This is a genomic window from Pseudomonas sp. MAG733B (genome assembly GCF_036884845.1).
Lineage (GTDB): Bacteria > Pseudomonadota > Gammaproteobacteria > Pseudomonadales > Pseudomonadaceae > Aquipseudomonas.
Genome location: NZ_CP145732.1, coordinates 3,982,773 through 3,998,308 on the forward strand (window position 1 = coordinate 3,982,773; position 15,536 = coordinate 3,998,308).

General features: G+C 62.3%; 11 protein-coding genes. All 11 read right to left on the minus strand.

The annotated features are described in order from the left end of the window. Entirely contained in the window at window positions 1-1,647 is a 1,647-nt protein-coding gene (locus V6Z53_RS18265) for an ABC transporter ATP-binding protein (RefSeq protein WP_338581009.1), read from the minus strand. A gap of 2 nt (window positions 1,648-1,649) precedes the next feature. Beyond that, window positions 1,650-2,477 carry an ABC transporter permease gene (locus V6Z53_RS18270; protein WP_338581010.1) on the minus strand — a complete coding sequence of 276 codons (828 nt, stop codon included), beginning with the start codon at window positions 2,475-2,477 and terminating at the stop codon, window positions 1,650-1,652. 3 nt (window positions 2,478-2,480) lie between these two features. Then, window positions 2,481-3,440 carry an ABC transporter permease gene (locus V6Z53_RS18275; RefSeq protein ID WP_338581011.1) on the minus strand — a complete coding sequence of 320 codons (960 nt, stop codon included), beginning with the start codon at window positions 3,438-3,440 and terminating at the stop codon, window positions 2,481-2,483. A 169-nt stretch (window positions 3,441-3,609) separates the two neighbouring features. Next, window positions 3,610-5,211: an ABC transporter substrate-binding protein gene (locus V6Z53_RS18280; RefSeq protein ID WP_338581012.1), complete on the minus strand. Its 1,602-nt coding sequence runs from the start codon at window positions 5,209-5,211 to the stop codon at window positions 3,610-3,612. Window positions 5,212-5,309: 98 nt separating this feature from the next. Next, a complete protein-coding gene (locus V6Z53_RS18285; protein ID WP_338581013.1) occupies window positions 5,310-6,725 on the minus strand; it encodes an aldehyde dehydrogenase family protein in 1,416 nt (471 codons plus the stop codon). Beyond that, window positions 6,718-7,908, minus strand: a complete 1,191-nt coding sequence (locus V6Z53_RS18290) for an aminotransferase class I/II-fold pyridoxal phosphate-dependent enzyme (RefSeq protein WP_338581014.1) — start codon at window positions 7,906-7,908, stop codon at window positions 6,718-6,720. The genes V6Z53_RS18285 and V6Z53_RS18290 overlap by 8 nt, the downstream gene beginning before the upstream one ends. A 24-nt stretch (window positions 7,909-7,932) precedes the next feature. Further along, window positions 7,933-9,540, minus strand: coding sequence for a 5-guanidino-2-oxopentanoate decarboxylase (locus tag V6Z53_RS18295; RefSeq protein ID WP_338581015.1), 1,608 nt, complete (start codon window positions 9,538-9,540; stop codon window positions 7,933-7,935). 10 nt (window positions 9,541-9,550) lie between these two features. After that, window positions 9,551-11,650 carry an acetate--CoA ligase family protein gene (locus V6Z53_RS18300; RefSeq protein WP_338581016.1) on the minus strand — a complete coding sequence of 700 codons (2,100 nt, stop codon included), beginning with the start codon at window positions 11,648-11,650 and terminating at the stop codon, window positions 9,551-9,553. Between the two features lie 18 nt (window positions 11,651-11,668). Beyond that, entirely contained in the window at window positions 11,669-12,829 is a 1,161-nt protein-coding gene (locus V6Z53_RS18305; protein ID WP_338581017.1) for an acyl-CoA dehydrogenase family protein, read from the minus strand. Between the two features lie 42 nt (window positions 12,830-12,871). Then, a complete protein-coding gene (locus V6Z53_RS18310; RefSeq protein WP_338581019.1) occupies window positions 12,872-13,663 on the minus strand; it encodes an enoyl-CoA hydratase/isomerase family protein in 792 nt (263 codons plus the stop codon). Between the two features lie 332 nt (window positions 13,664-13,995). Beyond that, complete coding sequence (locus V6Z53_RS18315; protein WP_338581020.1) at window positions 13,996-15,408, minus strand: amino acid permease; 1,413 nt, start codon at window positions 15,406-15,408, stop codon at window positions 13,996-13,998. Window positions 15,409-15,536: the final 128 nt, after the last annotated feature.

Consider the following 15,536-nt stretch of genomic DNA (forward strand, 5'->3'; position numbering starts at 1 on the left):
TTAGACTTTTTCCAGCGTATTGGATGAGTTTGCGGTCGCGCGGCTGGCCAGCAAGCGGTCGAGCCAGTCCGGGTCCATTTGTGGTTCGGACGAGAACAGCAGTCCGGTGTAATCCTGATGCGGCGGCGTAAAGATCTGGCTGCGCGAGCCGTGGTCGACCACCCTGCCCCGTTGCATCACCAGCACTTCATCGGCAATCGCGCGCACGGTGGCGACGTCATGGGTGATGAACAGGTAGGCGACGCCGAGTTGTTGTTGAATGCGGTTGAGCAGCTTGAGCACGCCTTCAGCCACCAGTTGATCGAGGGCCGAGGTGACTTCGTCGCAGATGATCAATTGTGGGTCGGCCGCCAGCGCGCGGGCAATGCAGATTCGCTGCTTCTGTCCGCCGGACAATTCACGGGGCTGACGCTCCATGAAGGTCGCCGGGTCGAGTTCGATCATTTCCAGCAGTTCGGCGACCCGCGCGCGCATGGCCTTGCCCTTGAGGCCGAGGTAGAACGTCAGCGGCCGGCCGATGATGTCGACGATGCGCTGGCGCGGATTCAGCGCCGTATCGGGGATCTGGTAGATCATCTGGATGCGCCGCAGTTGCTCCTTGCTGCGCTGACGAAAGTCCGCCGGCAGTGGCTCGCCGTCGTACAGCACTTGTCCGTAAGTTGGCGGTAAAAGGCCTGTGATCAAGCGCGCCGTGGAGCTTTTGCCGCTGCCGGATTCACCAATCACCGCCAGTGTCTGGCCGCGATAGAGCTTCAACGAAACGTCGTGCAGCACCGGTTGCTGACCGTAACTGGCGCAGCTGTTGCGCAGCTCCAGCAAAGGTTCTTCCTGCTGCGGGCAGGCCTTCGGTTCAGTGCGGAAACTGCGCACCGCCCACAGCGACTTGGTGTAGTCCTCCTGCGGATCGCCGAGCATCTTGCGGGTCTCGGCCTCCTCCACCAGTTTGCCGTGGCGCAACACCATGATCCGGTCGGCCATCTGCGCGACCACCGCCAGGTCGTGGCTGATGTAGATCGCGGCGCTGCCGTAGGTCTTCACCGCATCGCGAATCGCCGCCAGCACTTCGATCTGCGTGGTGACGTCCAGCGCGGTGGTCGGTTCGTCGAAGATGATCAGGTCCGGGTGGCAAGCCATGGCCATCGCGGTCATGACGCGCTGCAACTGGCCGCCGGAGACCTGATGCGGATAGCGTTGGCCGATGGTTTCGGGATTGGGCAGGCGTAGCACGCGATACAACTCCACGGCCTCGCGCATCGCCTGTTCGCGGCTCATGCCGCCGTTCTTCACAGCGGTTTCCACGTGCTGATCGATCAGCCGATGGGCCGGGTTGAACGAGGCCGCCGCACTCTGCGCCACGTAGGCAATACGCAAACCACGCAGCTTGCGCAGTGCTTCGGGTTTGGCCTTGAGCAGATCGATACCGTCGAAATGCACCGAGCCACCGGTAATCCGGCAGCCGTCGCGGGTGTAGCCCATGGCCGACAGGCCGAGGGTCGACTTGCCTGCGCCGGACTCACCGATCAGCCCCAGTACTTCGCCGCGTTGCAGGGTCAGGTCGATGCCCTTGATCAGCGGATGCCACGCGTCTTCGTAATGACCTTCGATGTGCAGGTCGCGGATTTCCAGCAAAGGTTTGGTGGTCGTCATGTTCAGCATTCCTTGAGGCCGCTGGATTTGTGCAGCATCCAGTCGACGACGAAGTTGACGCTGACCGTGATCAAGGCCACGGCCAGGGCGGGCAGCAACGGGCTGATGTCGCCGAAGGTGATCAGTACGGCGTTGTCGCGCACCATGCTGCCCCAGTCGGCGGTCGGCGGTTGAATACCGAGGCCGAGGAACGACAGCGCACTGATGAACAGGAACACGAAGCAGAACCGCAGACCGAATTCAGCAATCAACGGCGCCGCCGCGTTCGGCAGCACTTCGCGGGTCACCAGCCAATACAGGCCTTCACCGCGCAGGCGTGCGGCTTCGACAAAGTCCTGCACCACCACGTTCATCGCCACGGCGCGGGACAAGCGGAACACTCGGGTCGCGTCCAGCAATGCGATCACCAGCACCAGTGAGGTCGCCGTGGTGCCGACCACGCTGAGGATCAGCAAGGCGAAGATCAGTTGTGGAATCGCCATCAGGATGTCCACCACCCGCGACAAACCCTGATCGACCCAGCCGCCCTTGATCGCCGCGATCAAACCGCACGAGCCACCGAGCAGAAACGCCAGCACCGTGGTCAGGAACGCAATGCCCAGTGTGTTGCGCGCGCCGTAGACCAGACGGCTGAACATGTCGCGCCCGAGGTTATCGGTGCCCAACAGGAACTGCCCGCCCCATGGCGCAAAGCCCTCGCCCACCACTTGGGTTTCGCCAAACGGTGCCAAAATCGGAGCAAACAGCGCCACGAAGATGTACAGCACGATCACCAGCAGCCCGAACTTCGCGCTCAGCGGCGCGCGCATTAATTGTTTGATCAGGTTCATGGACTACCCCTTCGGATGCATCAGGCGTGGATTGCTGGCAATCGACAGCACATCGGCGCTGGTGTTGAGCAGGATGTACGTCGCGGCAAAGATCAGGCTGCACGCCTGCACCACCGGGATGTCGCGCTTGGCCACGGAGTCCACCAGTAACTGGCCGAGGCCCGGATAGACAAACACCACCTCGACCACCACCACGCCGACCACCAGGTACGCCAGGTTCAACGCGACGACGTTGACGATCGGCGCCAACGCATTCGGCAAGGCATGGCGGAAGATGATTCGCGACTGGCTGATGCCCTTGAGCCGGGCCATTTCGATGTAAGGGCTGGCGAGCAGGTTGATCAGAGATGCGCGAGTCATGCGCATCATTTGCGCGATCACCACCAGGCTGAGGGTTGCCACCGGCAGTACCGAGCGTTCCAGTATCGTGCCGAGGGACGCGTCCGGCGCGAGGTTGGAAATGCTCGGGAACCAGTTGAGCTTCACCGCGAACACCAGGATCAGGATGTAGGCGACGAAGAACTCGGGGAACGACACCGCGCTCAGGGCCGAGGTGTTGAGCAAGCGGTCGAACCAGCTATTGCGGTACAACGCGGCGAGCATACCCAGCAGCAAAGCCAATGGCACCGACACCAGCGCCGCCAGCAATGCGAGGCTGAACGTGTTGCCCAAACGCGCGCCGACCAGTTCGGCAATGGGCCGCTGGTTGGCCAGCGACACGCCAAGATCACCGTGCAGCAGTTGCCAGATCCAGTGACCGAAACGGGTCAGCGGCGGCAAGTCCAGACCCAATTGCGCGCGGTAGGCAGCCACGGTTTCCGGTGTGGCGGACTGGCCGAGCATGGCCTGGGCGATGTCGCCCGGAAGCAGGCCGACGGCGAGAAAGATAATCACCGATACGGCGAACAGCGACAGCAGGCCCAAGGCCAGGCGCTGCCCTAACAGCTTGAAAATACTTCTCATCGTGCGGTTCCTTGAATTGGGCACGCTGGTGAAGATTGCAATATCCCCTGTGGGAGCGGGCTTGCTCGCGAAAGCGGTGTGTCAGTCGCCATATGTGTCAGCTGACAGAACCTATTCGCGAGCAAGCCCGCTCCCACAGTTGATCTTCATGGGTTGATAGATCGAAGTTTCACGCCTGCCACCACCGCTCAATCACCCGCAACCCATCCAGCTCGCCATACGGCGCGGTCTGTCCGCCATGGGCAACCTTGTTGGAACGCGCCGCCACCGAACTGGCAAACAACGGCACAATCGCCCCGCCCTCGTCGCGGCAAAGGCCCTGCATTTCGTTGTACATCTCGCGGCGCAGCGGGTCGTTCATCTCGCCCCGGGCAGCGTTGAGCAGTTGATTGAAACGCGCGTTATCCCAGTGGGTTTCGTTCCACGCCGCCCCCTTGGCGTAACCGATGCTGAACATGCGGTCGGCGGTCAGGCTGGAGTACCAGAACGAGGTGGTGAACGGTTGCTTCATCCAGACGTTGGAGAAGAAACCATCGGCGGGTTCGCGTACCACGTCGATGTCGATCCCGGCCGCGCGCGCCTGTTCCTTGAACAGCACCGAGGCGTCGACGGCGCCGGTGTACGCAGCGTCGGAGGCTTGCAGGCGCACCTTGAGCGAATCCAGGCCGGCCTTTTTCAGGTAGAAACGCGACTTGTCCGGATCGTAAGTGCGCTGCTCCAACGCAGTGTTGATGAAGCGGCTGCCAGGCTGGATCGGGTGATCGTTGCCCACCAGGCCATAGCCGTGCAGCACTGAAGCCAGCAAGGTTTCGCGGTTGATCGCGTGCTTCATCGCCAAGCGTACATCGTTGTTCTGGAACACTTGACTGTCGGTGAGCATCGGGAAGGTGTAGTGCTGCGCGCCTTTGGTTTCTTCGATCACCAGGTTCGGGTTGCGCTTGAGCAGCGCGACGGTTTTCAGGTCGACCTTGTTGATCACGTCCACTTGCCCGGTGACCAGTGCGTTGACCCGCGCTGCTCCGTCCGCGATGGCGATCAATTCGGCGCTGGCGAAGTGCGCGCGCCCCGGTTTCCAGTAATCGGGGCTGCGTTCCAGGGTCATGCGCACGCCCGGCTCGAAGTCCTTGAGCCGATAACCGCCAGTGCCGACGCCGGCCTTCCAATCGGGCACACCGTCCTTGCTCGGCATGATCACCAAGTGATAGTCGGCGACCACGTATGAGAAATCGGCGTTGCCCGACTTCAATTCGAACACCACGCTGTCGCTACCGTTGGCGCTGACTTTGGCGACATCGCCCAACACGGTTTTGGCGGCCGAGGTGGATTTCTCGCCGAGGTGATGCTGGATCGACGCCACCACATCTTCGGCGTCCAGGGTCTTGCCGTTGTGAAAGGTCACGCCCTGGCGCAGTTTGAAGGTCCAGACGCGGGCGTCCGGGGTCGAGGTCCAGCTCTCTGCGAGTTCAGGGATGGCGGTGCCGTCGACGGCGATTTCGGTGAGCGTGTTATAGACCGCCGAGAAACCGACGAAGGTGAAGGTGTCGGCCCAGGAGCCCGGATCCTTGGAGTCCGTGGTGCTGCCACCGGCCAGGCCCAAACGCAAAACGCCGCCCGGTTTCGGCGTGGCCTCTTCGGCGAAGGCGCCAAACGGCAGACCCATGGAGAACGCCCCGGCCACCGCTGCTGCAGTCGCGCTGTACTTGAGAAAGTCCCGGCGCGGAAAGCTGAATTCATGGTTCGCTTGAGTAATCTTGTTTTTGTTATCGCTCATTGCATTGCCCCTGATCAAAAGCTAATGGAATTCCAATTCAAAACCACGCAAAGCACCGGGCCGTGGCCCGGTGCGTACAACGTTTGAATCGCCAACTGTCACACCTGGATCGCCTTCACTTCGACGAATTCGTTCAGCCCTTCTTCCCCCCACTCCCGACCATTGCCCGACTGTTTGTAGCCACCGAACGGCGCCTGATAGTTGAACGCCGCACCATTGAGGAAACACTGCCCGGCGCGCATCTGCCGGCCCAGTTGCAAGGCGCGCTCGGCGCTACCGGCCCAGACGCCGCTGGACAGGCCGAACGGCGAGTCATTGGCAATCTGGATCGCTTGCGCCTCATCGGCGTAAGGAATCAGGCACAGCACCGGGCCGAAGATTTCTTCCTGGGCGATGCGCATGCGGTTGTCGACATCGGCGAACAGCGTCGGGCTGACATAAAAGCCGCGTTCGAACGTAGAGGGCGTGTCACCGCCGCACAGCAATCGCGCGCCTTCCTGTTGCCCGACCTTGATGTAGTCGAGCACGGTGCGCCGTTGCCCGGCCGAGCACATCGGGCCGAGGAAACTTTGCGGGTCGAGTGGATCGCCCATGCGCAGGCTCAGGGTTTCCGCGAGTGCCAATTCCACGGCTTCGGCATAACGACTGGCCGGCAGCAGCATGCGGGTCAACGCGGTGCAGGTCTGGCCGGAGTTAATCATCACGTCCTGCACGCCGTAACGCACAGCGGCCGCCAGATCCGCGTCTTCAGCAATCAACAGCGGCGACTTGCCGCCCAGTTCCAGGCACACGCGTTTCACCGAAGGCGCTGCCGCTTGTGCGACGCGAACACCGGCGCCGGTAGAGCCGGTGAACGACACCATGTCCACGTCCGGATGCTTGGCCAACGCTTCGCCGACTTTCGAACCCGGGCCGCTGACCAGATTGAACACCCCAGCTGGCAGGCCGATGGCTTCGATCATCTGCGCCAGCAAAAACGCGTGCAGCGGGGTTTCCTGGCTCGGCTTGACCACCACCGTGCAACCAGCGGCCAATGCCGGGGCGAGTTTGCCGATCAACTGATGCAGCGGGTAATTCCACGGGTTGATGAAGGCACAGACGCCGACCGCTTCGCGAATCACCAGCGAATTGCCGACTTCGCGCACTTCGTCCATCAGGTGCGCCAGTTCGACGTATTGCTCAAGGCCCTCGATCGGCCCGTCAACCTGCACCGAGCGACACCACTGCACCGGCATCCCCAATTCAGCGGTGATCACCGCGGCCATTTCATCGGCGCGAGTCCGCAGTTGTTCGGCGAGTGCACGGATATAACCGGCGCGCACGCTGGAGGGCGTACGCGACCACGAGGCAAAAGCTTTGCGCGCAGCCGCCACAGCGTTGTCGACATCGCGTTCATCGCCAAGCGGAACGCTGCCGGCCACTTCCTCGGTGGCCGGGTTGATCACCTCGGCGATGCCCTGCCCCGACGGGGTTTGCCAGCGTCCATCAATAAACAGTGCCTTGTGGTTAAGCATGTACCTGAGCCTCCATTAATTCGTGGGCACAACGGGCGATGCGCTGACAGGCATCACGCAGCGGAGCGGCGCCGACTACCAGGCCGAGGCGAATGTGCCCGGCGGCGCTTGGGCCGAAGGCTTCACCGGCCAATACCGAAACGCCGTGGCGATCGAGCAGGCGGTCGGCAAACGCCTGGGCGCTGAGCCCGGTTTCGCGGATGTCGACCATCACGAACATCCCGCCATCGGGCTTCAACGCCCGCACACCGGGGCAATCGGCGAGGCTGTCGCAGACCAGATCGCGGCGCTGGCGATAGGCTTCGCGCATGGCTTCCAGCTCTGGCAGGTTGCTTTCCAGCGCGATGACCGCGGCGTCCTGAATGAAATCCGGCGAACCGTAGAGCATGCACAACGCGAGGTTTTCCAGGTGCGCGGCCAGCGATGGCGGCGCGACCACCCAGCCGACGCGCCAACCAGTCATGGCGTGGGATTTCGACAGGCTGTTGAGCGTCGCGGTACGTTCGGCCATGCCCGGCAGGCTCGCCGGGCTGACGTGTTCGCCTTCGAATAGCAGTTCGCTGTAGACCTCATCGGAAATCAGCCACAGATCGTGGCCGATGCACAGTTCGGCCAATGCCTCCCAAGTACGGCGTGGCAGGCTTGCGCCGGACGGGTTGTGCGGGCTGTTCAAGGCCAGCGCCCGGGTACGTGGGGTGATGCGAGTCGCCACGTCTTCAGGCAGCACGCGGAAACCGTTTTCCGAACGCACCGGCACTGGCACCACCACGGCGCCGCAAGCACCGAACACCGCCTCGTAGGTGACATACATCGGTTCGGCGACGATCACTTCATCGCCGGGATTGAGTACGCATTGCGCGACGCTGAACAGCGCGCATTGCGCCCCGGCCAGCACCGTGACCTGATCCGCCGAGACGGTTTGACCGCTGCGTTGTTGGTGACGCTTGGCGATGGCTTCACGCAAGGCACGCTTGCCGCGCACTTCGGCGTAATGGGTGTTGCCGTTCAGCAGACTGTCGATGGCGCCTTGCACGATGGGTACCGGCGTGTCGAAATCCGGATCGCCCACGGACAGCAACAGAATGTCTTCGCCCTGTTCGCGCATTGCCAAAGCGCGGTAGTGAATGTCCCACGCGGCAGCACCGTCACCGGCAATACGTTGAGTCAGATCGGAAAAGCGCATGGCTTCATCCCCTTGAAATACACATCAATGCGCACAGGCATGCTTGAGTTCGATCAGCGTCACGCCGTTGCGCTTGAAACCGTGGCGCAGGTCGGTCTGCAATTCGGCCAGGCTTTGCGGCTGAGTCACGGTGCAACCGAACGCACGGCCAAGGGCGGCGAAATCCGGGTTGCGCGGCAACACGCCGATCGGTTCGATGTCCAGGCCAAGCATGTCGTCGCGGATCTGCCCCAGGGCATCGTTGTTCCACAGCAGCACCACCAGCGGGCTGTCCAGTTCCTCGACCGCCGTCGCCAGTTCCTGCGCGGTGTAGAGGAAACCGCCGTCGCCCACCAGCACCAGTCCCGGGCGTTGCGGCGCACCGAATTTGGCGCCGATGCCGGCCGGCAAACCGTAGCCCAACGTGCCGTAGCCGGTCGGGTGCAACCAGCTGCGGATTGCCTGACTGTCGAAGGCGTAGTTGCCGGTGTAGGCCAGTTGCGTCATGTCGGTGCTGATGAACGCGTTTTCCGGCAACTCCGCAGCGATACGTTCGAGAATCGATTGATGAATCGACTGCAACGGGCCATGGCTGGCCTTGACCGCTTCACGCAGTGCGGCCACCGAGGCAACGGCTGCGCCGGCGTCACGTACTTCCGACGGCAGACGTTCCAGCAAACCACTGAGGGTCTGTTGCGCATCGCCATGCAACGCCACGGCGCATGGATAGAAGTCGTTGAACTTGCGCGGATCGATGTCCACCCGCAGCAACTCGCCATTGAGCGGCAGGCGTTCGCGCCAGAAATCGGTGTCGGCCATTTCGGTGCCGACTGCCAGGACCACGTCGGCTTCGGCAATCAGGTTCCAGCCCGGTTCTACGCACAGCGATGAACCGGCATTCAGTGGTGCGTCCGGAGGCAGCAAACCTTTGCCGGCGACGCTGGTGAACAGCGGCGCGGCCAATCGGCTGCTGATTTCTTGCAGCTGCGAAACAGCATTCAACGCACCCCCACCGGCGATGATCATCGGCCGTTTGGCGCTGTTGAGTTTGGCCACCGCTTCATCGAGCGCCGTGGTGGATGCGGGACCACGCCCCGGACGACGCACCACGTCATTGCTCCAGTCGCGGGCAATCGGTGCCGCCAACACGTCCAGCGGCACCGAAATGTGCACCGGGCGCGGACGCTCGCTGTCGAACACCGCGTAGGCACGGGCGATCAGTTCCGGCAAGTCTTCGGCGGTCAGTGCCACTGCCGAGAACGCGGTGATCGGCGCGGTCATGGCGCGCTGGTCCTGGCACTCGTGCAGGATGCCCCAGCCCTTGCCGAGGCTGGCGGTGTGGTTGACGCTGGAAATCACCAGCATCGGAATCGAGTCGGCGTAGGCCTGGCCGATGCCGGTGGCGGCATTGGTCACGCCGGGGCCGGTGATGATGAAGCACACGCCGGGTTTGCCGCTGACTCGCGCATAGCCGTCGGCCATGAAACTGGCGCCCTGTTCGTGACGCGTCAGGACGTGGCGGATGCCGCTGCCGGGCAAGCCGCGATACAGCTCCAGGGTGTGCACGCCGGGAATGCCGAACACCGTATCGACGCCGTAGTTGGCCAGCAGGCGCACCAGCGCCTGGCCACCGGTCAAGGTTTTGCTTTGCATGTTCAGATCCTCACGCATGGCCGAGGCGAATCAACGCATCGACCGCAGTCGTGCCATCGGCACCGACCAACAATGGGTTCACATCGAGTTCGAGCAATTGACCGGCGTTCTCGCAGGCGTAATCGGCCACGGCGCGGATCGCCGTAACCAACGCATCGAGATCCGCCGCTTCGCGACCGCGAAACCCTTGCAGCAATGCCGCGCTGCGCAGGCTCAACAAGGCATTGCGGATCGCGCCGTCGGTGGTCGGCAGCAGCAGGCTGCGACTGTCCTTGAGCAACTCCACCAGAATCCCGCCAGCGCCAATCACCAGCGCCAGACCGAAATCGTTTTCGCGCTTGATGCCGACGATCAGTTCGGCCAGCGGTGGCTTGGCCATCGGTTCCAGCAGCAGTTGATCGAACGGAACGCCCGGCGCATAAGCCGCGATGCTCGCGCTCATCTTTTCCAGTGCAGCGCTTAATGCCGCGCCATCCTTGAGGTTCAGTGCCACGGCACCGGCTTCGGTCTTGTGCGGCAATTGCGCGCTGACCGCTTTGAGAACCAGCGGATAACCCAGTGACTCGGCATCCTCCAGGGCTTTCTGCGCAGAGCTCAATACGCCGTTTGGAATCGGCAGGCCGAAAGCTTTCAAGGCCTGTTTGGAATCCCATTCATTGAGCAACTGGCCGTCGCCTTCAAGCGCTTGCGGGCACAGCGGCACCAAGGCCGATTCGCCCAGATCCAGCAACGCCTGACGATTGCGCTGGTAACCGGCAATGCGGCCCCATGCAGCCAAACCATCCTCGACACCTTGCAACGCCGCCACGCCTTGGGCGTGCAGACGTTCGCGGGCATGAGCCGGCAACAACTCAGGGAACGCCGAGGTGACAAAACCGGTCTTGCCGTGACGCACCAGCGCCTTGCAGAACAGGTCCAGCAGCAGGTCGCATTCCTTGCGCTCGCCGGTGAATTCCGCCGGGTAGTCGAGTACCAGCATCGCTGCGTCGGCTGGCGTGCGCAGGGCGCTGTCGAGCATGGTGTTCAAGGCATCGCCATCGCCCCAGATCGCCGTGGTGAAATCCAGCGGGTTTACGAGGTTGGCGTAGGTCGGCAGCACCTGCGCCAGTTCGCCAACCTGGCCGTCATCAAGTTTCGGCAAGCCCAGGTCGTTGCGCTCGGAGTAGTCAGCGATCAGCCCGGCATCGCCGCCGGAACAGGCCAGTGCGATCAAGCTGTTGCCCGCGGGCAGGTTGCCGCACGCGGCGGCTTTCAGGGTTTCGACAAAACTCACCGGGCCACTGACGCGGATCACCCCGAGGCGATCGAACAGCGCGTCGTAAAGCGCATCGGAACCGGACAGGGAACTGGTGTGACTCAGGGCCAGTTCGGCACCGATCTGCGACACGCCGGTTTTCAGCGCGATGATCGGGATTCCCTTCTCCAACGCCTTGTGCGCGGCGCGGGCAAAACCCGGTACGTTTTTCAGGCCTTCAAGGTGCAGGCCGATAGCAGTAACGCGCGGCTCATCGAGCAGCACGTCCAGCAATTCGGCCACGCCCAGTTGCGCTTGATTGCCGACCGAGGCCATGTAGGCCACCGGCAGCGAACGATCGCTCATCGACAGGTTGTAGGCGAAGTTGCCGCTCTGGGTCAGCACCGCCACGCCCTTCTCCACCGCTTTGCCGCCATGGGCCACCGGCCACAGCGCGGAGCTGTGCAGGTAGTCGAGCAAGCCGTAGCAGTTGGGGCCGAGCAAGGCCATGTCACCTGCCACTTCGATCAGTTTTTGTTGCAGGGCCTGGCCTTCGGCCCCGGTCTCGGCGAAACCCGAGGCGTAGCAGATCGCCCCGCCCGCGCCGATGGCGGCCAGTTCGGCGACGCAGCTCAGGGTCAGATCGCGATTGGTGGCAATGAAGACTGCATCAGGGCCACACGGCAATTCAGCAATGCTGCGCACGCACGGCACGCCTTCGAGGCTGTCGTGCTGCGGATTGACCAGCCACATTTGCCCTTGGTAGCCGCCCTCGGCACAGCGCTTGAGCGCGCGCGCCATGCTGCGGCCGCCGACAAACGCCACGTGTTGCGGCGCAAGCATGCGCTTGAGGTTGTCGCGAATGGATTGAGACATGGACATTCTCCGGACGGATCAGCGCAACAGTGGCCGCAGCAATTCGCGGGAAATGATGTGGCGCTGGATTTCCGAGGTGCCTTCCCAGACTCGCTCGATCCGTGCGTTACGCCAGATACGTTCCACCGGACTTTCATCCATCAGGCCCATGCCGCCAAAGATCTGCACCGCCTCATCGGCCGCACGACCGAGCACTTCACTGGCGAACAGCTTGGCCATGCCGGCCTCGCCATCAGTCATGGTGCCCTGATCCATTTTCCACGCGGTGTGCAGGGTCAGTAGTTCAGCGGCGCGGATTTGCGTGGCCATGTCGGCCAGCTTGAACGACACGCCCTGGAAGTTGCCGATGGCCTGGCCGAATTGCTTGCGGTCCGCCGCCCATTGCAGGGATACGTCGAGTGCGCGCTGAGCCTGACCGACGCAGTTGGCCGCGACCATCACGCGCCCGGCGGTCAGCCAGGCGTTGGCCACTTCCCAGCCCTTGCCGACTTCGCCCAGCACTTTGCTGGCCGGTACACGGCAGTCGTCGAAGAACATTTCGAAGGTGTGATAACCACGGTTGCTCACGCACTTCGGGCCACGGCGGATGGTCATGCCCGGGGTGTTGCGGTCGACCAGGAACGAAGTCACGGCGTTACGCTTTTTGCCGTTTTGTTCATAGGTGTCGGTCACGGCGAAGACGATGGCGAAATCGGCGTGGCCGGCGTGGCTGATGAAGTGTTTGCTGCCGTTGAGGACGAAGTCGTCGCCCTCACGCACGGCGCGGGTCTGGATCGCGTTGGCATCGGAACCTGCACCCGGTTCGGTCAGCGCGAAGCAGTCGATTTTCTCGCCCTGGATGCACGGCAGCAGGTAGTCGTTGATCTGGTCGCCGGTGCAGGCCATGAGGATTTTCGACGGACGGGCGACGAACACGTGCAACGCCCAGGACACCTTGGACAGCTCACGCTCGATCAGCGCCTGGGACAGATAGTCGAGACCGCCACCGCCGACTTCTTCCGGCATGTTGAAGGCGTAGAAACCGGCGGCAATCGCCTTGCCGCGAATATGCGCAGCCAGTTCCGGGGAAACCTCATCGGCGCGATCGACCTCGGTTTCGTAAGGCAGCAGTTCCTTTTCGACGAAGCTGCGTACCGAGTCCACCAACATTTCTTGTTCTTGGGTCAGTTGGAAATTCATGCTGCTACCTGTTGTTCGTGTGCTGATAGAGGGGTGCGGGGCTTAGCGGCCAATAAAGCGTGCCGGGCGTTTTTCCGTGGCCGCGCGCAGGGCTTCGCTGCCGTCTTCGCTGCGACCGCAGAGCAGGCCGGCGGCCAGTTCCGCTTGCAGTTGTTCGGGCAGGCTGCGCTCGGCGCCTTCACGCATGAGCTTCTTGGTCTGGGCGAAGGCAAAGGTCGGCCCGGCGGCGAGGCGCGTGGCCAGCTCGTTGGCGACGGTCAGCAGTTGCTCATCGGCGCAGACTTCGCCGACCAGCCCGGCAGCCAACGCACGGTCAGCGCCCCACAGTTCGTCGAGGAACAACAGACGCTTGGCCTGTTCGCTGCCGATCAGGCGTGGCAGGTGCCAACTGGCGCCGGCGTCCGGCGAGTACGCCATGCTGGTGTAACCGGCCTTGAAACGCGCCGACTGACCGGCAATGCGCAGGTCGCAGCACAGGGTCAAGTCCATCCCGGCGCCTACGGCGGTGCCGTTGATAGCGGCGATGGTTGGTTTTTCCAGGCTGTGCAGGCGGGTCATCAGGGCGTGGGCGGTTTCGGTCCAGCCGTAGGTTTCCAGCGCGCCCCGGGCTTCGGCGTCGGCCCACTCATCGAGGTCGGCGCCGGCGCAGAAGCTGCGACCGCTGCCGGTCAACACGACGACGCGCACGGCAGGATCGGAATTGAAGGTATCGAGCAAGGCATGCAGGTTTTTCAGCGTCGGGATGTCCAACGCATTGCGCTGCGCGGTGCGATTGAGCGTGATCCAGGCAACGCCTGCTTCGACCTGACTGAGCAAAGAATCATGGGTAGTCATGCGAATCCTCGAATTATTGTGATTGGTCTGAGGTGATGCGACTTGAGGCCATACTAAACGAGTGTTCAGTAAGGCGGCAATCGGCGAGGAAATAAGCTGTAACAGCTGTATAAATCGACTATCTAACTGTATTTAAAGGATTTTTCTAAGTAGACCTGGTTCGGATGGCTAAAGCTGTTACAACTTCGAACAACTGCCCACAGGCACCACAAAAACAACTGTGGGAGCCAGCCTGCTGGCGATGACGGCGTCACATTCAACATCTCTGTTGACTGATACACCGCTATCGCCAGCAGGCTGGCTCCCACAGGGGATGTGCTGGGTTGAAGGAATTATGCAGTCGGCAAGCTCGGCGCCAACACGCCCTGACGCTTGCGATGAACCAGGAAGTACGCGCCATAGCACAGCGCAATAAACCCGAAGCCCCAGTACAGCGATGGCCGCTGGGTTTCATCCAATGCGAGGAACACGAACAGCGAACAGCACAGCGTGATGCACATCAGCGGCAACACCGGGAACCACGGCGCGCGGTATTTCAGGTCGCTGAGTTTGTTGCCGTCACGCAGCCAGGCCTTGCGGAACTTGTACTGGGCCAGCGCGATGACGATCCAGGTCACGGTGCCGGACATGCCGCTCACCGCCATCAACACCATGAACAAAGTGTCGGCCGCGACGAAACTGGTCATCAGCGACACCAGCGCAAAGCACAAGGTGATGCTCAAGGCGCGCAATGGCACACCACGTTTGCTCAGCGGCGACAGGCTTTTCGGCGCCATGCCGGTTTTCGACATCGCCCACAGAATGCGCGTCGACGCGTACAGCCCGGAGTTGCCCACCGACAGGATCGCTGTGAGGATCACGAAGTTCATCAGGTCAGCGGCGTAAGGAATGCCAACCATGTCGAACACCTGCACGAACGGACTTTCCATCAGCCCCGCCTGCTGCCACGGCACGATGGCCGACAGCACGATGATCGCCAGCACATAGAAGATCAGCACGCGGAACACAACGTTGCGCACGGCACGGGGAATGCTCTTTTCCGGCTGATCGGTTTCACCGGCGGCCACACCCATGATCTCGCAACCCTGGAAGGCGTAGACCACGGTCATCATCACCGCGAACACGGCGGACAAACCGTTGGGAAACAACGAATCGCCAATCAGGTTGGTCGCCATCGGCGCGGGCGCCCCACTGCTCAGCGGTATCGCGCCGAAGATCACCAGCACGCCAACCACGATAAAACCAAGAATCGCCGCGACCTTGATCCCGGAAAACCAGTACTCCGCTTCACCGAACGCACGGGTCGCCATGGCATTGATGCCGAACAGCACCACCACGAACAGCGCCGACCAATACCAGATCGGCACCTCCGGAAACCAGCGGGTCATCAGCATGCCGGCAGCGGTGAATTCCAGGCCGACGGTGGTCGCCCAGCTCATCCAGTAGACCCAGCCGATCATGAAACCGGTGGCTGGCCCGATGTATTGGGTGGCGTGGGTCTGGAACGAACCGGATACCGGCATCTGCACCGACAGTTCACCGAGGCAGACCATCACCAGGTACATCAGGAATCCGGCGACCAGATATGCCAGGATCGCGCCCACCGGCCCGCCCTGATTGATGATCACACCGGAGCCCATGAACAACCCGGTGCCGATCACGCCACCGAGCGACAGCATGAAAATATGCCGGCTCTTCAGGGCGCGGGTGAGTTGGATGCCTTTGCGATCGATGTTTTCACTCATGTCCGGCACCTCAGCAGTTGATGAGGCGGACAGCGCATGACAGGACGTCACGGCGCGGGGATGGATCAGCTTTACGGCAATTCATTATTATTATCTCCAATAAGCTTCGAAGACCGCGCTGCGGCGGT